Annotated in this window: 22 protein-coding genes; 14 read left to right on the top strand and 8 right to left on the bottom strand. The window is 56.4% G+C overall.

Going from position 1 to position 24571, the window contains the following annotated elements; translation table 11 throughout:
* Positions 1-79 precede the first annotated feature (79 nt).
* The 3 genes from ACWYRJ_RS06885 to rluF all read left to right on the top strand — a co-directional run bounded on the left by ACWYRJ_RS06885 (position 80) and on the right by rluF (position 3003).
* Positions 80-1711 carry a Na/Pi cotransporter family protein gene (locus ACWYRJ_RS06885; RefSeq protein WP_111965810.1) on the top strand — a complete coding sequence of 544 codons (1632 nt, stop codon included), beginning with the start codon at positions 80-82 and terminating at the stop codon, positions 1709-1711.
* A gap of 81 nt (positions 1712-1792) precedes the next feature.
* The gene (locus ACWYRJ_RS06880) at positions 1793-1963 is read left to right on the top strand and encodes a type II toxin-antitoxin system CcdA family antitoxin (protein WP_376708935.1); all 171 of its coding nucleotides are present in this window, start codon (positions 1793-1795) and stop codon (positions 1961-1963) included.
* Positions 1964-2130: 167 nt separating this feature from the next.
* Complete coding sequence (rluF, locus tag ACWYRJ_RS06875) at positions 2131-3003, top strand: 23S rRNA pseudouridine(2604) synthase RluF (protein WP_111965811.1); 873 nt, start codon at positions 2131-2133, stop codon at positions 3001-3003.
* Here rluF and ACWYRJ_RS06870 read toward each other — a convergent pair whose 3' ends face one another.
* The 3 genes from ACWYRJ_RS06870 to lysC all read right to left on the bottom strand — a co-directional run bounded on the left by ACWYRJ_RS06870 (position 3004) and on the right by lysC (position 5714).
* Complete coding sequence (locus ACWYRJ_RS06870) at positions 3004-3276, bottom strand: DUF3811 domain-containing protein (protein WP_023309994.1); 273 nt, start codon at positions 3274-3276, stop codon at positions 3004-3006.
* A gap of 50 nt (positions 3277-3326) precedes the next feature.
* Positions 3327-4271, bottom strand: a complete 945-nt coding sequence (gene panS, locus ACWYRJ_RS06865) for a ketopantoate/pantoate/pantothenate transporter PanS (RefSeq protein WP_111965812.1) — start codon at positions 4269-4271, stop codon at positions 3327-3329.
* Positions 4272-4364: 93 nt separating this feature from the next.
* A complete protein-coding gene (gene lysC / locus ACWYRJ_RS06860; protein ID WP_111965816.1) occupies positions 4365-5714 on the bottom strand; it encodes a lysine-sensitive aspartokinase 3 in 1350 nt (449 codons plus the stop codon).
* A 374-nt stretch (positions 5715-6088) separates the two neighbouring features.
* Here lysC and pgi point away from each other — a divergent pair, with 374 nt between their 5' ends.
* The 5 genes from pgi to ACWYRJ_RS06835 all read left to right on the top strand — a co-directional run bounded on the left by pgi (position 6089) and on the right by ACWYRJ_RS06835 (position 11880).
* On the top strand, positions 6089-7738 hold the full coding sequence (gene pgi, locus ACWYRJ_RS06855; protein ID WP_115876949.1) for a glucose-6-phosphate isomerase: 1650 nt from the start codon (positions 6089-6091) through the stop codon (positions 7736-7738).
* 367 nt (positions 7739-8105) lie between these two features.
* Positions 8106-8348 carry an exopolysaccharide production protein YjbE gene (yjbE, locus tag ACWYRJ_RS06850; protein WP_008503423.1) on the top strand — a complete coding sequence of 81 codons (243 nt, stop codon included), beginning with the start codon at positions 8106-8108 and terminating at the stop codon, positions 8346-8348.
* Positions 8349-8411: 63 nt separating this feature from the next.
* Complete coding sequence (locus ACWYRJ_RS06845; RefSeq protein ID WP_115876948.1) at positions 8412-9050, top strand: YjbF family lipoprotein; 639 nt, start codon at positions 8412-8414, stop codon at positions 9048-9050.
* Positions 9047-9784 (top strand): capsule biosynthesis GfcC family protein, encoded by a 738-nt coding sequence (locus ACWYRJ_RS06840; RefSeq protein ID WP_149367204.1) that lies wholly within the window; start codon positions 9047-9049, stop codon positions 9782-9784. Before ACWYRJ_RS06845 ends, ACWYRJ_RS06840 begins: the two co-directional genes overlap by 4 nt.
* Positions 9784-11880, top strand: coding sequence for a YjbH domain-containing protein (locus ACWYRJ_RS06835; protein WP_115876946.1), 2097 nt, complete (start codon positions 9784-9786; stop codon positions 11878-11880). Before ACWYRJ_RS06840 ends, ACWYRJ_RS06835 begins: the two co-directional genes overlap by 1 nt.
* Positions 11881-11956: 76 nt before the next feature.
* Here the strand turns inward: ACWYRJ_RS06835 and ACWYRJ_RS06830 are convergent, their stop codons facing one another.
* Positions 11957-12409, bottom strand: coding sequence for an acyltransferase (locus ACWYRJ_RS06830; RefSeq protein ID WP_149367206.1), 453 nt, complete (start codon positions 12407-12409; stop codon positions 11957-11959).
* A gap of 96 nt (positions 12410-12505) precedes the next feature.
* Here ACWYRJ_RS06830 and psiE point away from each other — a divergent pair, with 96 nt between their 5' ends.
* The gene (gene psiE / locus ACWYRJ_RS06825) at positions 12506-12916 is read left to right on the top strand and encodes a phosphate-starvation-inducible protein PsiE (RefSeq protein ID WP_000202963.1); all 411 of its coding nucleotides are present in this window, start codon (positions 12506-12508) and stop codon (positions 12914-12916) included.
* A 97-nt stretch (positions 12917-13013) separates the two neighbouring features.
* On the opposite strand, the gene malG is transcribed toward psiE, so the two are convergent.
* From malG to malE, 3 genes are all read right to left on the bottom strand, one after another.
* Positions 13014-13904, bottom strand: coding sequence for a maltose ABC transporter permease MalG (gene malG / locus ACWYRJ_RS06820; protein ID WP_023310002.1), 891 nt, complete (start codon positions 13902-13904; stop codon positions 13014-13016).
* A 14-nt stretch (positions 13905-13918) separates the two neighbouring features.
* Positions 13919-15463 carry a maltose ABC transporter permease MalF gene (gene malF, locus ACWYRJ_RS06815; RefSeq protein ID WP_136195996.1) on the bottom strand — a complete coding sequence of 515 codons (1545 nt, stop codon included), beginning with the start codon at positions 15461-15463 and terminating at the stop codon, positions 13919-13921.
* 125 nt (positions 15464-15588) lie between these two features.
* A complete protein-coding gene (gene malE, locus ACWYRJ_RS06810) occupies positions 15589-16779 on the bottom strand; it encodes a maltose/maltodextrin ABC transporter substrate-binding protein MalE (protein WP_045909150.1) in 1191 nt (396 codons plus the stop codon).
* A gap of 370 nt (positions 16780-17149) precedes the next feature.
* On the opposite strand from malE, the gene malK reads away from it, so the two are divergent.
* From malK to ubiA, 5 genes are all read left to right on the top strand, one after another.
* Complete coding sequence (gene malK, locus ACWYRJ_RS06805; protein ID WP_023310005.1) at positions 17150-18259, top strand: maltose/maltodextrin ABC transporter ATP-binding protein MalK; 1110 nt, start codon at positions 17150-17152, stop codon at positions 18257-18259.
* A 71-nt stretch (positions 18260-18330) separates the two neighbouring features.
* Positions 18331-19656, top strand: a complete 1326-nt coding sequence (locus ACWYRJ_RS06800) for a maltoporin (RefSeq protein ID WP_047173657.1) — start codon at positions 18331-18333, stop codon at positions 19654-19656.
* A 111-nt stretch (positions 19657-19767) separates the two neighbouring features.
* Entirely contained in the window at positions 19768-20727 is a 960-nt protein-coding gene (malM, locus tag ACWYRJ_RS06795) for a maltose operon protein MalM (protein ID WP_133295391.1), read from the top strand.
* A gap of 180 nt (positions 20728-20907) precedes the next feature.
* Positions 20908-21405 carry a chorismate lyase gene (ubiC, locus tag ACWYRJ_RS06790; protein ID WP_021242729.1) on the top strand — a complete coding sequence of 166 codons (498 nt, stop codon included), beginning with the start codon at positions 20908-20910 and terminating at the stop codon, positions 21403-21405.
* 12 nt (positions 21406-21417) lie between these two features.
* Entirely contained in the window at positions 21418-22287 is an 870-nt protein-coding gene (gene ubiA, locus ACWYRJ_RS06785; protein ID WP_111965826.1) for a 4-hydroxybenzoate octaprenyltransferase, read from the top strand.
* An 87-nt stretch (positions 22288-22374) separates the two neighbouring features.
* On the opposite strand, the gene zntA is transcribed toward ubiA, so the two are convergent.
* Entirely contained in the window at positions 22375-24546 is a 2172-nt protein-coding gene (gene zntA, locus ACWYRJ_RS06780) for a Zn(II)/Cd(II)/Pb(II) translocating P-type ATPase ZntA (RefSeq protein ID WP_455507602.1), read from the bottom strand.
* Positions 24547-24571: the final 25 nt, after the last annotated feature.

The raw sequence follows: 24571 nt of genomic DNA, 5'->3' as shown, positions 1-24571 counted from the left end.
GTGCCTTGTCTCATTCTTACGCTTAAACCCTTATACTGAACCTATGGAAAACGAATAACGATAAGGAGGAAAACCTTCCGTGCTGACCTTGTTACACCTGCTTTCCGCAGTCGCACTGCTCGTATGGGGCACCCATATCGTTCGTACCGGCGTGATGCGCGTTTTTGGGGCGCGCTTGCGTACCGTTCTCAGCAGCAGCGTTGAGAAGAAGCCGCTCGCCTTCTGCGCGGGTATTGGCGTAACGGCACTGGTGCAGAGCAGTAACGCCACAACCCTGCTTGTCACCTCCTTTGTGGCGCAGGATCTGGTTGCGCTGGCTCCGGCACTGGTCATTGTGCTGGGGGCCGACGTGGGGACCGCGCTGATGGCGCGTATCCTGACCTTCGATCTCTCCTGGCTGTCGCCGCTGCTGATTTTTGTCGGCGTTATCTTCTTCCTCGGTCGCAAACAGACGCGCGCCGGGCAGCTAGGGCGCGTAGGGATTGGCCTGGGGCTGATTCTGCTGGCGCTGGAGCTGATTGTGCAGGCGGTCACCCCTATTACCGAGGCCAACGGCGTTCAGGTCATCTTCGCTTCCCTGACCGGGGACATCATGCTCGACGCGCTGATTGGCGCGGTGTTTGCCATCGTCAGCTACTCCAGCCTGGCCGCCGTGCTGCTGACGGCCACGCTTACCGCCGCCGGGGCGATCTCCTTCCCGGTGGCGCTGTGTCTGGTGATAGGTGCCAACCTCGGCTCTGGCCTGCTGGCGATGCTCAATAACAGCGCCGCCAACGCTGCCGCCCGCCGCGTGGCGCTCGGTAGCCTGCTGTTTAAGCTGGTGGGCAGCCTGATTATCCTGCCCTTTATCCATCCGCTGGCGAACCTGATGGACAACCTCCCGCTGCCGAAGGCGGAGCTGGTGATCTACTTCCACGTGTTCTACAACCTGGTGCGCTGCCTGGCGATGGTGCCTTTTGCCGGGCCGATGGCCCGCTTCTGCGAACGACTCATTCAGGACGAACCGGAGCTGGATGCGCGCCTGAAGCCGAAGCACCTGGATACGTCCGCGCTGGATACCCCGGCACTGGCGCTGGCGAATGCCGCGCGCGAGACGCTGCGCATGGGCGACGCAATGGAAACCATGCTCGAAGGCCTGCAAAAGGTGATGCACGGCGAGCCGCGAGAGGAGAAAGAGCTGCGCAGACTGGCGGACGATATCAACGTGCTCTATACCGCCATTAAGCTTTACCTGGCGCGAATGCCGCAGGACGAACTGGCGGAAGAGGAGTCCCGCCGCTGGGCGGAAATCATTGAGATGTCGCTTAACCTTGAGCAGGCCTCCGATATTGTTGAGCGCATGGGCAGCGAGATAGCCGATAAATCGCTGGCCGCACGCCGGGCGTTCTCCGTTGAAGGCTTAAAAGAGCTTGAAGCGCTGCACGAACAGCTGGTCAGCAACCTCAAGCTGGCGATGCTGGTCTTCTTTTCCAGCGACGTGCCGAGCGCGCGCCGCCTGCGCCGCAACAAGCATCGTTTCCGTATCTTGAACCGCCGCTATTCGCACGCCCACGTCGAGCGTCTGCATCAGCAGAACGTGCAGAGTATTGAGACCAGCTCACTCCACCTGGGGCTGCTGGGCGATATGAAGCGTCTCAACTCGTTGTTCTGCGCGGTGGCCTACAGCGTGATGGAACAGCCGGATGAAGATGACGAGCGGGATGAGTATTAATTTCTGAAAGCGCCTCGCAAAACCTTTTTGCGAGGCGTGACACCTTATCAAGCGCATTTACACACTACACTTCGCCAATTCATGCGCATTCCGATGGGGGGCTCATGTGCACTACTCATGGCTGCACTGCAGGAGCAGTTTCGTGCGCATCAGCGCGCAGAGTGGTTAGCAGAAAATAAAGTTTCTATCGAGGCCATTAACCAGTGGGTTGATGAAAACGGCTCCTTTAGCGACTTTCAGAGGTCGTTCTGATGGAACAATAGGCAGGCATATCGCCAAAAGAGTTAGGCGAGCGTGTCGCCGATCTTACGCAAAACCGTGCTTCATTGCGGGATGCACTCGATTTTTTGAACAACGGTTACTAACACTTTTTTGTCAGCCGCAAGGTAAGGTATATTTCGCCCTTCACAGGAGAAACTATGCTGCCAACTCAATCAACCCGATTAAACAAATACATTAGCGAGAGCGGGATCTGCTCACGTCGCGAGGCTGACCGTTACATTGAACAAGGTAACGTGTTTCTTAACGGCAAACGCGCCACCATCGGCGACCAGGTGGTCCCTGGCGATGTGGTTAAAGTGAATGGTCAGGTCATCGAACCGCGTGATGCTGAAGACCTGGTGTTTATCGCGTTGAACAAACCGGTTGGGATTGTCAGCACCACAGAAGACGGCGAGCGGGACAACATCGTAGATTTCGTGAACCACAGCAGCCGTATCTTCCCGATTGGCCGTCTGGATAAAGACTCTCAGGGGCTGATTTTCCTCACCAACCACGGCGATCTGGTCAACAAGATCCTGCGTGCCGGTAACGATCACGAAAAAGAGTACATTGTGACGGTGAATAAACCGGTCACGGACGACTTTATTCGCGGCATGGGCGCCGGTGTGCCGATCCTCGGTACCGTCACGAAAAAGTGTAAGGTGAAGAAAGAAGCGCCGTTCGCGTTCCGCATTACCCTGGTGCAGGGCTTAAACCGCCAGATTCGCCGCATGTGCGAGTATTTCGGTTATGAAGTGACGAAGCTTGAGCGCACGCGCATCATGAACGTCAGCCTGTCCGGCATCCCGCTGGGTGAGTGGCGCGACTTAACGGACGACGAGCTGATCGAGCTGTTCAAGCTTATCGAGAACTCCTCGTCCGAAGCGAAGCCGAAGGCCAAAGCAAAACCGAAAGCTCAGGCGATTAAGCGCCCGGTCGTGAAGGCGCCGCAGGCGGAAGAGAAAGGGCGAGGCAAGCCGGGCAACGGAAAACGCTTTACCCAGCCGGGGCGTAAAAAGAAAGGGCGCTGATTAGCGCCTTCCACGGGTTGATGTGGTGGCGGACCAGGAAAAGGTCGCTTCTGCATCAGGTTTATAAGCCTGCTCTTTTTTCAGCTTGCGGGCTTTTTTCGCTGCGGCATCACGCTGCGCCATCAGCTTGTCGATGTACTCTTTTTTCACCTGATTGGTTTCGGCGTTGGTCAGCGTGCGGCCATGCGCGATGCGGGCGCGGTCGAGAAGCGTTTTCAGTTCGCGCTGCTCGGCTTCCGTCATGTCTTTCTGGGTCAAACGTGGTGTCGCCATTGCTGAAGCCTCCTGAGAGAGAGGCTTCAGTGTAAAGCAAGCTGAGTCAATTAACCCTGCTTCACCGCATCTTTTTTCGTTTGTTCATCAATCGGTTTGCCGGACCAATAGCCCGCCAGCAGAGAGCCGGAGAGATTGTGCCAGACGGAGAACAGCGCACCCGGCAGGGCCGCCAGCGGCGAGAAGTAAATTTTACCGAGCGCCGCCGCCAGGCCGGAGTTCTGCATGCCTACCTCAATTGCCAGCGTGCGGCAGGTAGATTCGTCAAAACCAAACAGCTTCCCGCCCCAGTAGCCGCCCAGCAGGCCGATGGTGTTATGCAGCACAACCGCGACGATCACCACAAAGCCTACGGAAGCAATGTGCGAGGCGGAGCCCGCCACCACGGCGCTGATGATGGCCAGAATGCAGATCATCGAAAACGCGGGCAGATACGGCTCAACGGCCTTCACCACGCGAGGGAACAGGTGGTGAATGACCAGCCCCAGCGCAATCGGGATCACCACGATTTGCAGAATGCTCAGCAGCATTCCCATCACGTCCACCTGAATATGCGCATCCACGTACAGGCGGGTTAACAGCGGTGTGGCAACGACGCCAACTAGCGTGGAGACGGATGAGATAGTGACGGAGAGCGCCACATCCCCTTTCGCGAGGTAGATCATGACGTTGGACGCCGTGCCGCTGGCCACGCTGCCCACCAGCACCATCCCGGCGGAAAGGTCGGGCGGCATCTTAAAGGCCATCGCCAGCAGCCACGCCGCGAGCGGCATCACCAGATAGTGCAGAAATATTCCTGCCGCGACGGGCGCAGGGCGAGACAACACGCGCTTAAAATCGTCTACTTTCAGATGCACACCCATACCGAACATGATCAGCATCAGCAGCGTGGCGACCCACGGACCAATACCGGTGAACGTGGTGGGCGTGTAATACGCGAGTACGGAGAGCAGCAGCGCCCATAACGGGAACAGCCGCGTAATGGCGGATAACATAGTGGATTCCTTGCAGTATTGTCGTGTTGTTTAGTTATAAAAAAGCCGGGTCTGTGCCCGGCTTATAGGTATTGTTTATCGTGCTAACGAATTTTATTCAAACAAATTCTGATGAAGTTTCTGCACGACCTGCTCGGCCTGATCGGCTGGCACCAGGAAGCAGAGGTTATAGCTGGACGCACCGTAGCAAATCATGCGGATGTTGAACGGGTCGAGCACGCCAAATACCTCTTTGCCCACGCCGCAGGCGCGCGACAGCTTGTTGCCGATGATGGCAACCAGCGCCAGGTCTTCTTCCACTTCCACGCGGCACAGCTCAGACAGCTCAATCAGCAGCGACTGCGTCAGCAGGGTATCACCGGTTGAGGTTGAACCGGTGGTGTCCAGCGTCAGCGCAATGCTCACTTCCGAGGTGGTGATCAGATCCACGGAGATGTTGTGGCGTGCCAGAATGCCAAACACTTCCGCCAGGAAACCGCGGGAGTGCAGCATATTGTGACTGTGGAGCGTCACCAGCGTCTGGCGACGGCGCAGGGCCAGGGCGCGGAACAGCGGTGGGTTTTCCGTTTTCTTGCAGACCAGCGTCCCGCCGGCTTTTGGATCTTTACTGGAGCCGACGAAGACCGGGATATCGCTGCGTACGGCAGGCAGCAGCGTGGCCGGGTGAAGCACTTTCGCGCCGAAGGTGGCCATTTCCGCCGCTTCTTCAAAGGCGATCACATCAATACGTTTCGCCGCGGAAACGACGCGCGGGTCGGTGGTGTAAATGCCCGGAACGTCAGTCCAGATATCCACGCGCGTGGCATGCAGGGCCTCGCCCAGTAGCGCTGCGGTGTAGTCGCTGCCGCCACGGCCAAGCGTGGTGGTGCGGCCCTTCGCTTCGCTGCCGATAAAGCCCTGTGTGACCACGATGCCGTCTGCCAGACGCGGGGCCAGCTGCTGATTGGTCAGTTCCGCCAGCGCCTCAACGTCCGGCTCGGCGCGGCCAAAGCGGTCGCTGGTACGCATGATTTTGCGCACGTCAAACCACTGCGCCTGAACGTTACGCTCGCGCATGATTTCAACAAACAGCAGGGTGGACATCAGCTCACCGTGGCTGACCAGCTCGTCGGTCAGGGCGGTGGAGGTTGCCAGAGAAGCCGCTTCTGCCAGGGTAGTGATATTTTCCAGTAGACGTTCCACTTCCTCGCGGATGACGTTAGGGTTCTGCAGACGTTCAAGAATGTCGAACTGAATTTTGCGCAGTGCATCCAGCTTCACGAAACGTTCTGTCGCTTCCAGTCCTTCAGACAGAGAAACCAGCAGGTTCGTCACGCCGGCGGAGGCAGACAGCACCACCAGGCGGGTATTCGGATCGGCCAGCACCACATCGGCGCTGCGGTTCATGGCATCGTAATCGGCCACACTGGTGCCGCCAAATTTGGCGACCACAAAACTCGTCATAACAACCTCGTGTCAGGGAATGAATAAGCGACCTTGGCACAAGAGTGAAACGAAAACAGGTGCAGGCGCAAAATACGGCCCTATAAATAAAATGTGAGGGAGGTCCTGTCAATGCTGGGATTATGCGGATTTTTTATGGGGGGGTACCCCTGAGAAACAGGACTTATAACAGGGCCAGATTTTATGCTCCGTTTTAGGGCATTTTGACCGACATTTCTCCGCTCCGGGAGGGCGCTTCAGCAGCTATACTTTTCGGGTCTTTTCACCTGTGTTTGATGCAGGCCAGGGCAATGGCATAAAAACCATCACAATTTTTATTTGCAGGCGCTACAATCGACCGCAGTCACAATTCTCAAATCAGAAGAGTATTGCTAATGAAAAACATCAACCCAACGCAGACCGCTGCCTGGCAGGCACTCCAGAAACATTATGATGAAATGAAAGACGTCACCATCGCGGATCTTTTCGCGAAAGATGCCGATCGTTTCAACAAGTTCTCCGCGACCTTCGACGACCTGATGCTGGTGGATTTTTCTAAAAACCGCATTACCGAAGAGACGCTGGCAAAACTGCAGGATCTGGCAAAAGAGACTGAGCTTGCAGACGCCATCAAATCCATGTTCTCCGGCGAGAAGATCAACCGCACCGAAGACCGTGCCGTGCTGCACGTGGCCCTGCGTAACCGTAGCAATACGCCAATCATCGTTGACGGCAAAGACGTCATGCCGGAAGTGAACGCGGTGCTGGAAAAGATGAAAGCGTTCTCCGAAGCGATTATCTCCGGTAGCTGGAAAGGCTACACCGGCAAACCGATCACCGACGTGGTTAACATCGGTATCGGCGGTTCTGACCTCGGCCCGTTCATGGTGACCGAAGCGCTGCGTCCGTATAAAAACCACCTCAACATGCACTTTGTGTCTAACGTCGATGGTACCCACATCGCCGAAGTGCTGAAGAACGTGAACCCGGAAACTACCCTGTTCCTGGTTGCGTCTAAAACCTTTACCACTCAGGAAACCATGACCAACGCCCACAGCGCGCGCGACTGGTTCCTGAAAACCGCTGGCGACAACAAGCACGTGGCGAAACACTTCGCGGCGCTTTCTACCAACGGTAAAGCCGTCAGCGAGTTCGGTATCGACACCGCGAACATGTTCGAGTTCTGGGACTGGGTTGGCGGCCGCTACTCCCTGTGGTCTGCGATTGGCCTGTCCATCATCCTGTCCGTGGGCTTCGACAACTTCGTCGAGCTGCTCTCCGGCGCGCACGCGATGGACAAACACTTCTCCACTACCGCGCCTGAGAAAAACCTGCCGGTGCTGCTGGCGCTGATCGGGATCTGGTACAACAACTTCTTCGGCGCTGAAACCGAAGCGATCCTGCCGTACGACCAGTACATGCACCGCTTTGCGGCTTACTTCCAGCAGGGCAACATGGAATCCAACGGTAAGTACGTTGACCGTAACGGCAACGCGGTGGACTACCAGACTGGTCCAATTATCTGGGGCGAGCCGGGCACTAACGGTCAGCATGCTTTCTACCAGCTCATTCACCAGGGCACCAAAATGGTACCGTGCGATTTCATCGCTCCGGCTATCACCCATAACCCGCTGTCCGACCACCATCCGAAGCTGCTGTCCAACTTCTTCGCCCAGACCGAAGCGCTGGCGTTCGGTAAATCCCGCGAGGTGGTTGAGCAGGAATACCGTGACCAGGGTAAAGATCCTGCCACGCTGGAGCACGTGGTACCGTTCAAAGTGTTTGAAGGCAACCGTCCAACCAACTCCATCCTGCTGCGCGAAATCACGCCGTTCAGCCTGGGCGCGCTGATTGCCCTGTACGAGCACAAAATCTTCACGCAGGGCGCGATCCTGAACATCTTCACCTTTGACCAGTGGGGCGTTGAGCTGGGCAAACAGCTGGCAAACCGTATTCTGCCAGAGCTGGGTGACGATAAAGCGATTACCAGCCATGACAGCTCGACAAATGGTTTGATCAACCGTTATAAAGCATGGCGTGCGTAATTAAAACGACATGAAAACGTGCCGGCTTAATGCCGGCATTTTTTTATCGGATAATTCCTGATGTCTGTTAGTTAACTCAAATTCTGGATCTGAGTTTAATCCGAAAAAGACGCTTAACCCGTTAATTGCTGCGGTTTATTTTAAGAAAATACGCAGAAATAAGATAATGTAAACATATTATAAGTATTTGATTTGTATTTGTTTTATATTCTTTGTGTTTGTCCTTCATTTCCATTTTAACCATTATTCCGAAAACCCGCCCCCTATTTCCCCTTACGGCAAACCCACGGCATGAGTTGTGTATACTCGATTCCGCCTGAAATTCTTTTCGGGCAAATCTCCATTCATTCATTGAAGGGAAATTGTTATGAAGAAAGTACTGTATGGCATTTTTGCCATATCTGCGCTTGCGGCGACATCTGTTTATGCAGCTCCGGTTCAGGTCGGGGAAGCGGCAGGGTCGGCTGCGACGTCTGCGTCTGCGGGAAGTTCTACCGCAGCCAGCGCCAGCACCGTAAGTTCAGCCGTGGGTGTCGCGCTGGCGGCAACCGGTGGCGGTGATGGCTCCAACACCGGAACCACGACCACCACGACAACCAGCACCCAGTAATAGCGGGTGTTTTAATCATAACCACACTTCGGTGTGGTTATTTCGCCCCTTCGGAGAAGAGTCGTGAAGCGACCTGCAATCATTCTGATTTGCCTGCTGCTGCAGGCGTGCTCGGCCACCACTAAAGGGCTGGGAAATTCACTGTGGGAAAGCATGTTCGGCACGCCGGGCGTGCATCTGACCGATGACGAACTTCAGAACATGCCTTATGCCAGTCAGTACATGCAGCTTAACGATGGCCCGCAGCTGTTTGTGGTGCTCGCTTTCGATGAAAACGGGCAGCAGAAATGGGTGACGCAGGATCAGGCCACCATCGTGACGCAGCATGGCCGTATCGTGAAAACCCTGCTGGGCGGCGACAACCTGCTGGAGGTGAATAATCTCGCCGACGACCCGCTGATCAAGCCGAACCAGATCGTCGACGGCGCAGGCTGGACGCGCACGATGGGCTGGACTGAACACAAGCAGGTGCGTTACGCCACGGCACGCTCGACCTTCCGCTGGGACGGCACCGACAGCGTGAAGGTCGGCAGCGACGAAACGCAGGTTCGCGTGCTGGATGAAGAGGTCACTACCGATCGGGCCACCTGGCACAACCGCTTCTGGATTGACGAGGAAGGGCAGATCCGCCAGTCATTACAGTATCTTGGTGCCGGATTCTTCCCGGTCAAAACCACCCTGATCAAGGCGGCGAAATCATGAAAACGCTCATTCACGCTGCGCTTATCGCCAGTTTTGCCGCGCCGCTGGCATGGTCCGCGGGAACGGTAAAGGTCTACACGCCGGACAGTGAAAAACCCAAAACCTTAACCCACGCCGAGCATCTTCTCGATCTCGTCGGACAGCCAAGGCTCGCCAACAGCTGGTGGCCGGGGGCAGTCATCGCTGAACGTCAGAAGACAGCTGAAGCGGAACAACAGCACAAGGCGCTCCTTGCCAGGCTAACGGGATTAGCGGAGCAGGAAGACGGCGACGACGCGGCGGCGATTAATAGCGTTCGCCAGCAGTTGCAGGCGCTGAAGGTGACGGGCCGACAGAACGTCAATCTTGATCCGGATGACGTGCGGGTCACGGAAAACGGCAACCCGGCCCTGGAAGGGGACTATACGCTCTGGCTTCCGGCGAAGCCGACGACGGTGACCGTGATGGGGCTTATCAGCAGCCCGGGTAACAAGCCCTTTACCCCCGGTCGTGACGTGGCGAGCTACCTCGACGAGCAGAGTCGGCTGAGCGGCGCGGATAACAGCTACGCCTGGGTGATTTACCCCGACGGCCACACGCAAAAAGCCCCCGTTGCTTACTGGAATAAACGTCATATCGAACCCATGCCGGGCAGCATTATTTTTGTCGGTTTTGCCGACCATTTCTGGACGAAGGCGTATGACGGGCTTAACGCCGATATCCTTCACTCCCTGATTCAGCGGATACCGGAATAATGAAAAGAACCTATCTCTACAGCATGCTGGCGCTCTGCGTGAGTGCCGCCTGCCATGCAGAAACGTATCCGGCACCCATTGGCCCGTCTCAGTCAGACTTCGGCGGCGTCGGTTTACTGCAAACGCCCACCGCGCGTATGGCGCGCGAAGGGGAAATTAGCCTTAACTACCGTGATAACGACCAGTATCGCTACTACTCGGGGTCAGTGCAGCTGTTCCCGTGGCTTGAAACCACCTTGCGCTATACCGACGTGCGGACGAAACAATACAGCAGCGTCGAGGCGTTCTCAGGCGATCAGACCTACAAAGATAAAGCCTTCGACGTCAAGCTGCGCCTGTGGGAAGAGAGCTACTGGATGCCGCAGGTCTCCGTGGGCGCCAAAGATATCGGCGGTACCGGCCTGTTTGATGCGGAATACATCGTGGCCAGCAAGGCCTGGGGGCCGTTCGACTTCTCGCTTGGCCTGGGATGGGGCTATCTCGGCACCAGCGGAAACGTGAAAAACCCGTTTTGCTCCTACAGCGATAAATACTGCTACCGCGATAACAGCTATAAGAAAGCGGGCTCCATCAACGGGGATCAGATGTTCCACGGTCCGGCATCGCTGTTTGGCGGTGTGGAGTATCAAACCCCATGGCAGCCGTTACGCCTGAAGCTGGAGTACGAGGGGAATGATTACTCGCAGGACTTCGCCGGGAAGATTGAGCAGAAGAGCAAGTTTAACGTCGGCGCAATTTATCGCGTCACCGACTGGGCCGACGTTAACCTCAGCTACGAGCGCGGCAATACGGTGATGTTCGGCTTCACGCTGCGCACTAACTTTAACGACATGCGGCCACACTACAATGATAACGCGCGGCCTGCATACCAGCCGGAACCGCAGGATGCGATTCTGCAGCACTCCGTGGTGGCAAACCAGCTGACGCTGCTGAAATACAATGCCGGCCTGGCGGATCCGAAAATTCAGGTGAAAGGCGATACGCTTTACGTCACCGGCGAGCAGGTGAAATACCGCGACTCGCGGGAAGGGATCGAGCGCGCCAACCGGATCATCATGAACGATCTGCCAGAGGGAATCCGCACGATCCGCGTGACGGAGAATCGTCTCAACCTGCCGCAGGTGACGACGGAAACGGACGTTGCCAGCCTTAAGCGCCACCTCGAAGGCGAGCCGCTGGGACATGAAACCGAGCTGGTGCAAAAACGCGTTGAGCCGATCGTGCCAGAAACCACAGAGCAGGGCTGGTATATCGACAAGTCGCGCTTCGATTTCCATATCGATCCGGTGCTGAACCAGTCCGTCGGTGGGCCGGAAAACTTCTACATGTATCAGCTGGGCGTCATGGCGACGGCGGATCTGTGGCTGACCGACCATCTGCTTACCACCGGCAGCCTGTTCGGCAACATCGCCAACAACTACGACAAGTTCAACTACACCAATCCGCCAAAAGACTCGTCGCTGCCGCGCGTGCGTACCCGCGTGCGTGAGTACGTGCAGAACGATGCTTACGTGAACAACCTGCAGGCCAACTACTTCCAGTACTTCGGCAACGGCTTCTACGGCCAGGTGTACGGCGGGTATCTGGAAACCATGTACGGCGGCGCGGGGGCGGAAGTGCTTTATCGTCCTGTCGACAGCAACTGGGCGTTCGGGATTGATGCTAACTATGTTAAACAGCGTGACTGGCGCAGCGCGCAGGACATGATGAAGTTCACCGACTACAGCGTCAAAACCGGACACCTGACCGCCTACTGGACGCCGTCGTTCGCGCCTGACGTGCTGGTGAAAGCCAGCGTAGGCCAGTACCTGGCGGGCGATAAGGGCGGTACGCTGGACATCTCCAAACACTTCGATAGCGGCGTCGTGGTGGGCGGCTACGCCACCATTACCAACGTCTCGCCGGACGAATACGGGGAAGGGGACTTCACCAAGGGAGTCTATGTGTCGATTCCGCTGGATCTATTCTCGTCAGGCCCAACCCGCAGCCGTGCAGCGGTTGGCTGGACGCCGCTGACGCGCGACGGCGGCCAGCAGCTTGGACGTAAGTTCCAGCTGTACGACATGACCAGCGATAAGAACATTAACTTCCGCTGATGCTTCACGCCGCGCGGCGCTGCGTTTTCCCGGCCTACGATTTCGTAGGCCCGGTAAGCGCAGCGCCACCGGGAAGTCACAAGCGGCGCAGCAGCCTCGCAGGGTTACCGGCATAGACACCTTTCTCGACGATCGATTTTGTTACCACGCTTCCTGCTCCAATCACCGCCCCGTCGCAGATGGAGACCGCCAGGATGGTGGCACCGCTGCCTATTGATACGTCATTCCCCACGGTAATGCGTCCCCAGCTGTTCCGGTCAGCATTGGGTTTGCCTTCGCGGAACATATCGTTGGCAAACATCACCCCATGGCCAATAAAACAGCGTTCGCCGACGGTGACGTACTCGCAAATGAAGGTGTGCGACTGAATCTTGCTGTCGTCGCCTATGTACGTATTGCCCTGGATTTCAACAAACGGGCCGACGAATACGCCGTTGCCCAGCACGCAGTCGTAAAGATTAGTAGGTTCATATACGGTCACATTGTCGCCGCAGGTCACGTTGCGAACCCCGGTTGGTTTACGATCCATCGGTTACCTCCGTACATAAAACATAATTAAAAAATATAGATCCCCGTCACATTTTTGCGTTATACAGAAACCTCGCCCTGGAGAATGAGGTGCTGTATGACATCCCTGACTCGCCCGCGCGTTGAGTTTATCTCAACTATCCTCCAGACCGTGCTGAACCTCGGTCTGTTGAGCCTTGGCCTGATACTGGTCGTCTTTCTCGGCAAAGAGACGGTGCATCTGGCGGATGTGCTGTTTGCCCCTGAACAAACCAGCAAATATGCGCTGGTGGAAGGCCTGGTGGTCTACTTTCTCTACTTTGAATTTATCGCCCTGATTGTGAAGTATTTTCAGTCCGGCTTTCACTTCCCGCTACGTTATTTTGTCTACATTGGGATCACCGCCATTGTGCGGCTGATCATCGTCGATCATAAATCCCCGCTCGACGTGCTGATCTACTCGGCGGCGATCCTGCTGCTGGTGATCACCCTCTGGCTGTGCAATTCGAAGCGGCTGAAACGGGAATAAAAAAATGGCGCTCCGAAGAGCGCCTAACAACAGTCACAAGTTGGGTCAATACAATACGTCTAAAGTTGAGGGTTGCAGTGGCATAACAAAATGAAACTTAACCTTTCACACCGCCCGCCGTCAGGCCGTTCACCAGCCAGCGCTGCGCCAGCAGGAACACCACGGTAATCGGGATGGCGGAAAGTACGGCCGCCGCGGCAAAGTCGCCCCACAGGTAGTTTTGCGGGTTGAGGTATTGCTGCATACCCACGGCCAGGGTGTAGCTGTTCACATCACGCAGTAACAGTGAGGCAACCGGTACTTCAGTGATCGCAGCGATAAACGACAGGATAAACACCACCGCCAGAATCGGCACCGACAGCGGCAGCAGCACCAGGCGGAACGCCTGCCACGGGGTAGCCCCATCCAGCGCGGCCGCTTCCTCCAGCGAGCCGTCGATGGTTTCGAAATAGCCTTTAATGGTCCACACATGCAGTGCGATACCGCCAAGGTAGGCGAAGATTACGCCGCCGTGGGTGTTCAGGCCGATAAACGGGACGTACTGGCCCAGGCGGTCAAACAAGGCATACAGCGCCACCAGCGACAGCACCGCCGGGAACATCTGGAAAATTAGCATCCCTTTCAGCAGCGTCGCTTTGCCCGGGAAGCGCATGCGGGCGAAGGCGTAGGCACAGGTAGTGGACAGCGCCACGATACCAATGGCGGTAATGCCTGCGATTTTCACCGAGTTCCACAGCCACAGCAGCACCGGGAACGGCGGCGGCGTGACGCGGCCATCCGCGTGTTCCACGCTAAAGCCCAGCGCGAGCTTCCAGTGCTCCCAGGAGATTTCGTCCGGGATCAGGCTTCCTGTCGCGAAGTTACCCGAACGCAGGGAGATGGCGATAACCATCAGCAGCGGGAACATGATCGCCGCGATGAAAATCAGCAGGCCTAAGTGCGTCGCCAGGAGGCGCAACTTCTGAGATTTGGGTTGTACCATTGCCATGATCGATGCCCTCCTTAGTCGAATTTCATACGTGTGGCTTTCAGGTTCACAATCGCCAGGGCGCCTACCAGCAGGAAGATCAGGGTGGCAATCGCTGCCGCCAGACCGAAGTCCTGGCCGCCGCCGCCTTCGAAGGCGATACGGTAGGTGTAGCTCACGAGCAGGTCGGTATAGCCTGCCGGCGTCGTAGTGCCGAGGCGGTCCGGGCCGCCGTTGGTCAACAACTGAATCAGCACGAAGTTGTTAAAGTTAAAGGCGAAGCTGGCAATCATCAGCGGGGTGAGCGGCTTGATGAGCAGCGGCAGCGTAATCTTAAAGAAGTTCTGGAACGGACCCGCACCGTCCATCGCCGAAGCTTCGTACAGGTCATCCGGGATGGCCTTCAGCAGCCCCATGCACAGGATCATCATGTACGGATAACCCAGCCAGGTATTCACGATGATGATCATCGAGCGGGCGGTGGTTGGGTCGCTGAACCAGGCCGGTTTGATGCCGAACAGGGCGCTCAGCATCATGTTGATTTCACCGAAGCTCTGGTTAAACAGCCCTTTGAAAATCAGAATCGAGATAAACGACGGCACGGCATACGGCAGAATCAGCAGCACGCGGTAAATCGCTTTGCCCTTCAGGGATTCCCACTGGACCAGACAGGCCAGAACCATGCCCACGGCAACGGTCAGTATCACCGTCAGCACCGAGAAGACCACTGTCCATACAAAGATGGCAAAGAAGGGTTTCTGAATGCCTTCGTCGGTAAATACGCGGGTAAAGTTGTCCCAGCCGATGGTGACTGTGTAGCCCGGGCTGAGCTTGTCATCACCCCATTTGCCGTCGGCAGTAATGGACTGATAGAAACCAATGTCGTTATTCGGACGGTACTTCACGCCGCTCTGGTTGTTGGTCAGCGTGCCGTCATCCGCCAGGGTATAGAGCGGTTGGGTGCCTGAGAACTGGCGCAGCGAGCTCATGGTCACTTTGCTTTCATCTGGCAGCACGGCGGTGAGCTGGGTCAGCGCCTGGCGGTTCTGGGTAATGACGCGCAGGTTGGCACGTTCACCTTCCGGCAGGGCCTCGGCCTCTTTTAAGGCCAGCTTCTGCTCGCCGCCAAATTTGAACGCGTCGGAAACGTAGTATTTGCCGCTTGCTTCGTCAGTAAGCGCTAACTTCCACTCGTTCCCCGCAGGATAGAGGCCGAAGTTAAAGGTCTTGCCTGCCTGATATGAGCGATCCAGCAGGACCTGCTGGGCGCGTTCCTGCGCAAGCTGGTTGGTGCTGCTGTAGTTGGTGAACGCAATGGCGATGGTGCAAATCAGCGGGAACAGGACAAACAGCCCCATCCCGGCCACGCCCGGGTAGACATAGCGCCAGGCATAGGCTTTACGGTTGGCGAAAATATACAGGCCAGCAGAGCTTAAAATCAGCGTCATGATGGCGAACAGATATTCCCCTTGTACGTACATTAAAACAACAAGGTAACCCACCAGCAGACACAGCAGACCTATCGCTGACCACTTCAGCGCGTCGCTTTGCCACCAGCGTTTCTTTTTAATGACATCCATGGGGTTTTTCCTCTACAACGTTTGATCTTTTCTCCCTCTCCTGGGGGAGAGGGCCGGGGTGAGGGCGTGCGAATAGCGACAACCCTCACCCTAACCCTCTCCCAAAGGGAGAGGGGACTACGTCATTACTTAGTAATACGACCCTGAGCATCTTTCAGCGCGGCATCAACGGTCTGGCGACCGCTTGCAGCGTTGATGACCGCGGTACGGGTGGCGTACCAGAACGCAGCCATCTGTGGGATGTTCGGCATGATTTCGCCTTTCTGGGCGTTATCCATGGTAGCCGCGATACGTGGGTCTTTCGCCAGCTGATCCTGGAAGGATTTCAGCGCAACGGCGCCCAGCGGTTTGTCCTTGTTCACTTCATCCAGACCCTGATCGGTCAGCAGGTAGTTTTCCAGGAACTCTTTCGCCAGCTCTTTGTTCGGGCTGGCAGCGTTGATACCCGCGCTCAGCACGCCAACGAACGGTTTAGACGGCTTGCCTTTGAAGGTTGGCAGCAGCGTCACGCCGTAGTTGATTTTGCTCTTGTCGATGTTGGTCCAGGCCCACGGACCGTTGATGGTCATCGCGGTTTCGCCTTTGTTGAACGCCGCTTCCGCGATGGAGTAATCGGTATCAGCGTTCATGTGTTTGTTCTTGATAAGGTCAACCAGGAAGGTCAGGCCCGCTTTCGCGCCCGCGCTGTCGACGCCCACGTCTTTCACGTCATACTTACCGTTTTCAAACTTGAACGCGTAACCGCCGTCGGCAGCAATCAGCGGCCAGGTGAAGTACGGCTCTTGCAGGTTGAACATCAGGGCGGATTTACCTTTCGCCTTCAGCTCTTTATCCAGTTTCGGGATCTCTTCCCAGGTTTTCGGCGGGTTAGGTACCAGGTCTTTGTTATAAATCAGAGACAGGGCTTCAACCGCGACAGGATAAGCGATCAGCTTGCCGTTATAGCGAACAGCGTCCCAGGTGAACGGGAACAGTTTGTCCTGGAAAGCTTTGTCCGGGGTGACTTCAGCCAGCAGGCCAGACTGCGCGTAACCACCGAAACGGTCATGCGCCCAGAAGATGATGTCCGGGCCGTCGCCGGTTGCCGCAACCTGCGGGAATTTCTCTTCCAGTTTGTCCGGGTGTTCTACGGTAACTTTGATGCCGGTGTCTTTCTCGAATTTTTTGCCCACTTCGGCCAGGCCGTTATAGCCTTTGTCGCCGTTAATCCAGATAACCAGTTTGCCTTCTTCAATTTTGGCGAGCGCCGGTGCGGAAATCATCATTGCTGCGAGGGCGGACAATGCGAAAACGCGTGCGCCAGTCTTGATATTCATAGCTGCCATCCTTTTTGGTGATGTCTCATGGTATGACTTCAGTGGTTCAACGTGTCTCAGTCTCCTTATTTGACATCCTCTTTCCATCCTCCCAACCCCTACGCCCCACCCCCCGTTTGTGTGATCTCCGTTGCATAAATTTAAGTTATGAGTGCTGGCGCACATAAAAACCCACCGAATTTTGCAGGCGGCTTCACGAATTTTGCCTCAGCCCTCCCACGGCGGTCGCAGAGCCTGCTCTCTCATCCTCCCGCCTCCTCCCCCATAAAAAAGGCGGGGGGTGGAGGATTCGGGAAAGTAATGGATACCCCATAGTGAACTTATCTTGAATGTTTCTGTCGGTGACAGGTTGTAACGAAGGGAGAAGGGCATGGCGAGCGTACAGCTGCGTAATGTAACGAAAGCCTGGGGTGACGTTGTGGTGTCGAAAGACATCAATCTGGACATCAACGAAGGCGAATTCGTGGTGTTTGTTGGCCCATCAGGCTGTGGTAAATCTACTCTGCTGCGTATGATTGCCGGTCTTGAAACCATCACCAGCGGCGACCTGCTGATTGGTGATACCCGAATGAATGACATCCCGCCTGCCGAACGTGGCGTAGGCATGGTGTTCCAGTCTTATGCACTCTATCCCCATCTTTCCGTTGCCGAGAACATGTCCTTTGGCCTGAAGCTGGCCGGCGCGAAGAAAGAGGTCATTAACCAGCGCGTGACGCAGGTAGCTGAAGTATTACAGCTGGCGCACCTGTTGGAGCGTAAGCCGAAAGCGCTTTCCGGCGGTCAGCGTCAGCGCGTGGCGATTGGCCGTACCCTGGTCGCCGAGCCGCGCGTCTTCCTGCTCGACGAACCGCTTTCCAACCTGGATGCCGCCCTGCGCGTCCAGATGCGTATCGAAATCTCCCGTCTGCACAAGCGTCTTGGCCGCACGATGATTTACGTCACCCACGATCAGGTCGAAGCGATGACCCTCGCCGACAAAATCGTGGTGCTGGATGCCGGTCGCGTGGCGCAGGTGGGTAAACCGCTGGAGCTGTATCACTACCCGGCAGACCGCTTTGTTGCGGGCTTCATTGGCTCGCCAAAGATGAACTTCCTGCCCGTCAAAGTGACCGCGACAGCCATTGAACAGGTACAGGTGGAGCTGCCAAACCGCCAGCAGGTCTGGCTGCCGGTCGACAGCGCTAACGTACAGGTCGGGGCAAACATGTCCCTCGGTATTCGTCCTGAGCATCTGCTGCCGAGCCACATCGCTGATGTGACCCTGGAAGGTGACGTTCAGGTCGTCGAACAGCTTGGTCACGAAACACAGATTCATATCCAGATCCCCGCCATCCGTCAGAACCTGGTCTACCGCCAGAACGACGTGGTGTTGGTAGAAGAGGGTGCCACATTCGCTATCGGCTTGCCGCCAGAGCGTTGCCATCTGTTCCGTGAGGATGGCACTGCATGTCGTCGGTTGCATAAAGAGCCAGGCGTTTAAGCAATCCCAAAAGAAGACACGAAACCGACAGGTGAAGTGTTCAAAGAAAAGCAATGATCTCAGGAGATAGAATGATGATTACTCTGCGCAAACAAGTCCCTCTGGCAATCGCCATTGCGGCAGGCATCCTGTCTGCCCAGGCGGGTGCTGTAGATTTTAAAGGTTATGCTCGTTCTGGCATCGGCTGGACCGGGAGTGGTGGTGAACAACAATGTTTCCAGACCACCGGTGCGGATTCTAAATATCGTCTTGGTAACGAGTGTGAAACCTATGCGGAAGTTAAATTAGGCCAGGAAGTGTGGAAAGAAGCGGACAAGAGCTTCTATTTCGATTCCAACATCGCCTATAAAACTGCTCAGCTTAACGACTGGGAAGACAGTAACACGCCAGCAGTGCGTGAGTTTAACGTCGTAGGTAAAAACCTGATTGATTCACTGCCAGGGGCAAATATTTGGGCAGGTAAGCGTTTCTATCAACGTCATGACGTTCACATGATCGACTTCTACTACTGGGATATTTCTGGTCCTGGCGCAGGTCTGGAAAACGTTGATGTCGGTATAGGTAAACTCTCTCTCGCAGCAACTCGTTCTTCTGAATCCGGCGGCTCCTCGGCTTTTGGCGATCGCGATCCGAATACCGGTCTGCGTACCTATAACAACAAAGTGCCAAACGACGTGTTTGATGCGCGTTTAGCCGGTATGGAAATTAACCCGGGCGGTACTCTGGAACTGGGTGTTGACTACGGCCATACCAACATTCCTGACGATTACTACCTGCAGCCTGGTGCATCGAAAGATGGCTGGATGTTCACTGCAGAACACACCCAGAGCATGATGAAAGGCTTCAACAAGTTTGTGGTGCAGTACGCCACCGACTCCATGATTTCTCAGGGTAAAGGTCAGGCGCGTGGGGGGGCTGTTGATAATGACGGCAGCCTGATCCGTATCCTCGACCACGGTGCGATCACGCTGGCGGATAAATGGGACCTGATGTACGTCGGTATGTATCAGGATATCGATCGTGACAACAATCAAGGTACCACCTGGTACACCGTGGGCGTGCGTCCAATGTACAAATGGACGCCTATCATGAGCACCTTGCTGGAAGTGGGATATGACAACGTCAAATCTCAGCAAACCGGCGATCGTAACGACCAATACAAAATCACTCTGGCACAACAGTGGCAGGCGGGTGACAGCATCTGGTCCCGTCCAGCGATTCGCGTGTTTGCTACCTACGCCAAGTGGGATGAGAAATGGGGTTACGTGAAGACCGACTCTGAGGGTAACTTCTCTTCCACTGCTGCAAGCAACAGCACTGTAACTCCGTTCGGTACGACCAGCCGTGGTGACAGCGACGAGTGGACCTTCGGTGCTCAGATGGAAATCTGGTGGTAATTTTAGACGTTAATGTATTTAAAAGAGGGGCTTAGGCCCCTCTAACTCATAACGCATTTCTCGGAAAGTATGCGCTATTGCCTGGCTACCATGCTTTCGAATAATGAGGTCATAACGATGAAAAAAAGTCTCTTAGCACTCTGTCTGACGGCGGGCATGTTTGCTGCATTACCAGCAGTGAGCTTGGCTGATGTCAATATCGTTCCGCAGAACACGACTGCTGCGCCTGCGATCCCCTCTGCCACACTGCAAAGTCTGAACTGGGTGCCCGTGAATGTGGCACAAACCCAGACCATCGAGTTGGGGAATACAGGACAGACCCTGAATGTACCGGGAATTTCAGGACCGGTTGCTGCATGGAGTGTCCCTGCAAATGTGGGTGAGTTAACGTTAACGCTTGTCAGTGAAGCCGACAAAACACCCTCTGTATTTGCACCAAACGTGTTAGTGCTTGATCAAAACATGTCGCCTTCAGCTTTTTTCCCAAGCAGTTATTTTACCTATCAGAAACCCGGCGTCATGTCGGCTGACCGCCTTGAGGGCATCCTGAAACTGACACCCGCTTTAGGCCAGCAAAAGATTTATATCCTCGCGTTTACTACGCCCGAAGATCTGCAGCGCACCACCAAAATGATTGATCCGGCAAAATCCTATGCTCAGGGGGCGGGTAACGCTATTCCTGATATTCCTGATCCGGTCGCACGCCACGTGACGAACGGTACGCTAAAACTCAAAGTTCAAACAAACACCAGCTCCAGTATTCTGGTCGGTCCGTTATTCGGATCCTCTGGCCCTGCTGCTGTCACCGTTGGCAACACTGCGGCACCTGCACCTGCCTATACCGCACCCGCTGCCACGGCAGCCGCACCGGTAGCGACTGCAGCGCCTGCACCGGCGAAGAAAGCCGAGCCGGTACTGAACGACACCGAAGAGTACTTCAACAACGCCATTAAGCAGGCGGTGAAGCGCGGCGATGTCGATAAAGCGCTGAAGCTGCTTGATGAAGCCGAACGTTTAGGTTCAACCACTGCCCGTTCCACCTTTATCAGCAGTGTAAAAGGCAAGGGGTAACCGTTTCCCCACAGTGCTGATTTGTTAGTAGTTTGGTGCGCCTGAGTGGGCGCACTTTTTTTCGTATCGGCCAGGCTGTTGCGCCCATGTTGCGATCGTGATCGTTAAATAACGTTTGGCCCCCCTCAATCCGTGTTTCTGCGATACAATGCCATTACGTTATGTATCGGAGAGTCTGGCATGTCACACCCTGCGCTAACGCAACTGCGTGCGCTGCGCTATTTCGACCAAATACCTGCGCTTGATCCGCAGCAGCTGGACTGGTTGCTGCTGGAAGATTCCATGACGAAACGTTTTGAGCAGCAGGGTAAAACGGTCACGGTGACCCTGATTCAGGAAGGGTTTGTCTCTGGCGATGAGATCGCCAACGAGCTGCCGCTGCTGCCGCACGAGCCACGTTACTGGCTGCGCGAAATTTTGCTCTGTGCCGATGGCGAGCCGTGGCTTGCCGGACGGACGGTAGTGCCCGAGTCCACCCTTTCCGGGCCAGAGCTGGCGCTGCAACGTCTGGGGAAAACGCCTCTGGGGCGTTACCTTTTCACCTCGTCTGAGCTTACCCGGGATTTTATTGAGATTGGTCGTGATGCTGAACTGTGGGGGCGTCGTTCCCGCCTTCGCCTGAGCGGTAAACCGTTAATACTGACGGAGCTTTTTTTACCGGCATCACCGTTGTACTAAGAGGAAGAAAAAATGGAGTGGAGCCTGACGCAGAATAAGCTGTTGGCGTATCACCGCTTAATGCGTACCGATAAACCCATTGGCGCGTTGCTGCTGCTGTGGCCGACCCTCTGGGCGCTGTGGCTTGCCACGCCGGGCGTGCCGCCGCTGTGGATCCTGGGCGTGTTCGTTGCCGGCGTCTGGCTGATGCGCGCGGCGGGCTGCGTGGTGAATGACTATGCCGATCGTAAATTCGACGGTCATGTTAAGCGTACTGCCGGTCGTCCGTTACCCAGCGGGCAGGTCACCGGGAAAGAAGCCCGCGTGCTGTTTATTGTTCTGGTTCTGCTCTCTTTCCTGCTGGTGTTAACCCTGAACACCATGACCATTTTGCTTTCCGTTGCGGCGCTGGCCCTGGCCTGGGTTTATCCGTTTATGAAGCGCTATACCCACCTGCCTCAGGTGGTGTTGGGCGCGGCGTTTGGCTGGTCGATTCCGATGGCGTTTGCGGCGGTTAGTGAGTCCTTACCGCTCAGCTGCTGGCTGATGTTCCTGGCGAACATTCTCTGGGCGGTGGCTTACGACACGCAATATGCAATGGTAGACCGCGACGATGACCTGAAAATCGGCATCAAATCCACCGCCATCCTCTTTGGTCGTCACGACAAGCTGATTATCGGTATCCTGCAGGTCGCGGTATTGGCGCTGATGGTGGCGATTGGCCGCCTGAACGGGCTGAACTGGGAGTTTTACTGGTCCGTGCTGGTGGCGGGGCTGCTGTTTGCTTATCAGCAGAAGCTGATCGCTAAGCGTGAACGTGATGCCTGCTTCAAGGCGTTTATGAACAATAACTACGTCGGTCTGGTGCTGTTTTTAGGCCTGGCGATGAGCTATTTCTTATAAAAAAGTCGGGTGGCGGCTTCGTCTTACCCGATCCACGATCTGGCAGGAAATGTAGGCCCGGTAGCGTTAGCGCCACCGGGCGTTTTTTTACCGGCGACGCAGCAGCCGAAGCGCGTTCGCCGTCACCAGCACCGTTGCCCCGGTATCCGCCAGCACCGCCAGCCACAGTCCGGTCATGCCGAGCAGGGTCGTCACCAGGAAAATCCCCTTCAGCCCGAGCGCGATGCCGATGTTCTGACGGATATTGGCCCGCGTCGCGCGCGCAAGATCGATCATCTGGGCCAGCCCGGTCAGGCGGTTGTGGGTCAGCGCCGCGTCGGCGGTCTCCAGCGCCACGTCAGTACCGCTACCCATCGCAATACCAATGGTGGACGCTTTCATCGCCGGGGCATCGTTAATCCCGTCACCGACCATCGCCAGCGGCGCCTGATCGTTCAGCTCCGTCACCGCGCTGACCTTATCCGCAGGCAGCAATCCGGCTTTAAACGCCAGCCCTAGCTCACCGGCAATCGCTGCCGCCGCGCGAGGGTTATCACCGGTGAGAATCACGCCCTTCACGCCCAGCTGATGCAGCGCCGCCACGGCTTCTTTTGCGTCATCGCGCAGGGTGTCGCGTAGCGCCAGCATCCCTTTTGCGGTGCCGTCCTGCATGACGGTCACGACAGTCTGTCCGGTCTGTTCTAACGTCTCCACCTCTGGAGTAGAAGACTTACCCGCCGCGACAATCAGCACCTTTTTACCGTCAACGGTGGCCTCAATACCTGACCCTACCAGCGCCCGCTGGGCGGTTGCCGGAGGTATGTTTAGTCCGCGCGACTGCGCTTCACGCACAATCGCCTGCGCCAGCGGATGGGTGGAGCCCTGTTCAACGGCGGCGGCCAGGGTCAGCAGTTCATCCTCACTGATATCCTGCGGATACACGCCGGTCACCTGCGGCTTGCCCACGGTCAGCGTACCGGTTTTATCAAAGGCGATATGCTGGACCTGGCTGAGCTGCTCCAGCGCCGCGCCGCCCTTAATCAGCGCCCCGCGACGTGCCGCAGCCGCCAGACCGGACGTAATCGCCGCCGGGGTGGAAATCACCAGCGCGCATGGGCAGCCGATCAGAAGCAGCGTCAGCCCTTTATAAATCCAGCCCTCCCACGGCGCGCCAAAGAACAGCGGTGGGACGACGGTGACCAGCAGGGCAACCAGCATAATGGCGGGCGTGTAGATCCGGCTGAAGCGATCGATAAAGCGTTCGACCGGCGCGCGGCGCTCCTCAGCCTCTTCAATCAGCTTCAGGATACGGTCGATGGCGCTGTCACCCGGCTCGGAAAGCACGGTGAGCTGTACCAGACGGTCGACGCTGGTGGCGCCTGCAGGCACTTTTTCACCCTCGGCACGCTCTACTGGAATGGATTCCCCGGTCAGGGCGCTTTCATCAAAGCTTGCGGTGGCGGTAAGCAGCGCGCCGTCTGCAGGCAGGCGTCCGCCTGCCGCGACTTCTATCACGTCACCCGGACGCAGCGTAGTGATGGCGACCGTTTCACGCGTACCGTTTACCACGCGAATGGCGGTTTCCGGCTTCAGCGCCATCAGCGCGCTGACCCCTTTACGCGCCCGGCTCGCCGCCCAGCCCTCAAGACGTTCGCCGATTAAGAACAGCAGCAGCACCATCGCCGCTTCTGCCGTCGCGCCAATGAACAGCGCGCCGATGGCCGCCACGCTCATCAGCGTTTCGATGGCAAACCAGCTGCCGCTTTTCATCAGGCGCAGCGCCTGACGGGCAATCGGGAACAGACCGACCAGGGTGGTGGCGATAAACGCCAGATTGCCGAACGGGTGGTTAATCTGCTCCAGACCCCAGCTCAGGGACATCATGATGATGAGGGTAATGAGCGGCAGGTTTTCTTTCAGGGAGGAGACTTTTTCAACGGGCGCCGTTTCGCTGCGCAGGGTATAACCCGCCTTGCTGACGGCGGCTTCAACCTGCTTGCTGACGTCTTTATCGGCGCTAACCAGCAGCTTTTCGGTGGCGAACAGCACCTGAACGTGACTCACGCCCGGCACCTGTTTGACGGCGTTTTCCACTTTGCGCGCGCAGGCGGCGCAGTCCATGCCGTTGACGACCCAGCTGTAGCGGTTGCCGCTTTCAGGAAGGGGTTGAGTTTGCGTTTCGCACGCGCCTTCGCAGCAGCAGTCGTCTTTCGACGGAACCGGGCTGAGCTTAAGTGCCGAGAATTGAGGAACTTTTTTAGGTATTTCTGGAGTTGACATGGCAGTCTCCGGCAATGATAATTTT

This window comes from Enterobacter sp. (genome assembly GCF_977039595.1).
Note: the sequence above shows the minus strand (reverse complement) of the source record. Positions and strands in the feature narration are given on the sequence as shown.

What these genes read in the sequence shown, in the direction of transcription:
- lysC (WP_111965816.1), bottom strand. Translation starts at nt 5,714, where the DNA reads ATGACGAGTTTTGTGGTCGCCAAATTTGGCGGCACCAGTGTGGCCGAT.
- malK (WP_023310005.1), top strand. Translation starts at nt 17,150, where the DNA reads ATGGCGAGCGTACAGCTGCGTAATGTAACGAAAGCCTGGGGTGACGTT.
- malE (WP_045909150.1), bottom strand. Translation starts at nt 16,779, where the DNA reads ATGAATATCAAGACTGGCGCACGCGTTTTCGCATTGTCCGCCCTCGCA.
- ACWYRJ_RS06800 (WP_047173657.1), top strand. Translation starts at nt 18,331, where the DNA reads ATGATGATTACTCTGCGCAAACAAGTCCCTCTGGCAATCGCCATTGCG.
- panS (WP_111965812.1), bottom strand. Translation starts at nt 4,271, where the DNA reads ATGTTATCCGCCATTACGCGGCTGTTCCCGTTATGGGCGCTGCTGCTC.
- ubiA (WP_111965826.1), top strand. Translation starts at nt 21,418, where the DNA reads ATGGAGTGGAGCCTGACGCAGAATAAGCTGTTGGCGTATCACCGCTTA.
- yjbE (WP_008503423.1), top strand. Translation starts at nt 8,106, where the DNA reads ATGAAGAAAGTACTGTATGGCATTTTTGCCATATCTGCGCTTGCGGCG.
- zntA (WP_455507602.1), bottom strand. Translation starts at nt 24,546, where the DNA reads ATGTCAACTCCAGAAATACCTAAAAAAGTTCCTCAATTCTCGGCACTT.
- ACWYRJ_RS06835 (WP_115876946.1), top strand. Translation starts at nt 9,784, where the DNA reads ATGAAAAGAACCTATCTCTACAGCATGCTGGCGCTCTGCGTGAGTGCC.
- malF (WP_136195996.1), bottom strand. Translation starts at nt 15,463, where the DNA reads ATGGATGTCATTAAAAAGAAACGCTGGTGGCAAAGCGACGCGCTGAAG.
- ACWYRJ_RS06870 (WP_023309994.1), bottom strand. Translation starts at nt 3,276, where the DNA reads ATGGCGACACCACGTTTGACCCAGAAAGACATGACGGAAGCCGAGCAG.
- malG (WP_023310002.1), bottom strand. Translation starts at nt 13,904, where the DNA reads ATGGCAATGGTACAACCCAAATCTCAGAAGTTGCGCCTCCTGGCGACG.
- pgi (WP_115876949.1), top strand. Translation starts at nt 6,089, where the DNA reads ATGAAAAACATCAACCCAACGCAGACCGCTGCCTGGCAGGCACTCCAG.
- ACWYRJ_RS06830 (WP_149367206.1), bottom strand. Translation starts at nt 12,409, where the DNA reads ATGGATCGTAAACCAACCGGGGTTCGCAACGTGACCTGCGGCGACAAT.
- ACWYRJ_RS06840 (WP_149367204.1), top strand. Translation starts at nt 9,047, where the DNA reads ATGAAAACGCTCATTCACGCTGCGCTTATCGCCAGTTTTGCCGCGCCG.
- ACWYRJ_RS06880 (WP_376708935.1), top strand. Translation starts at nt 1,793, where the DNA reads ATGCGCATTCCGATGGGGGGCTCATGTGCACTACTCATGGCTGCACTG.
- ubiC (WP_021242729.1), top strand. Translation starts at nt 20,908, where the DNA reads ATGTCACACCCTGCGCTAACGCAACTGCGTGCGCTGCGCTATTTCGAC.
- psiE (WP_000202963.1), top strand. Translation starts at nt 12,506, where the DNA reads ATGACATCCCTGACTCGCCCGCGCGTTGAGTTTATCTCAACTATCCTC.
- rluF (WP_111965811.1), top strand. Translation starts at nt 2,131, where the DNA reads ATGCTGCCAACTCAATCAACCCGATTAAACAAATACATTAGCGAGAGC.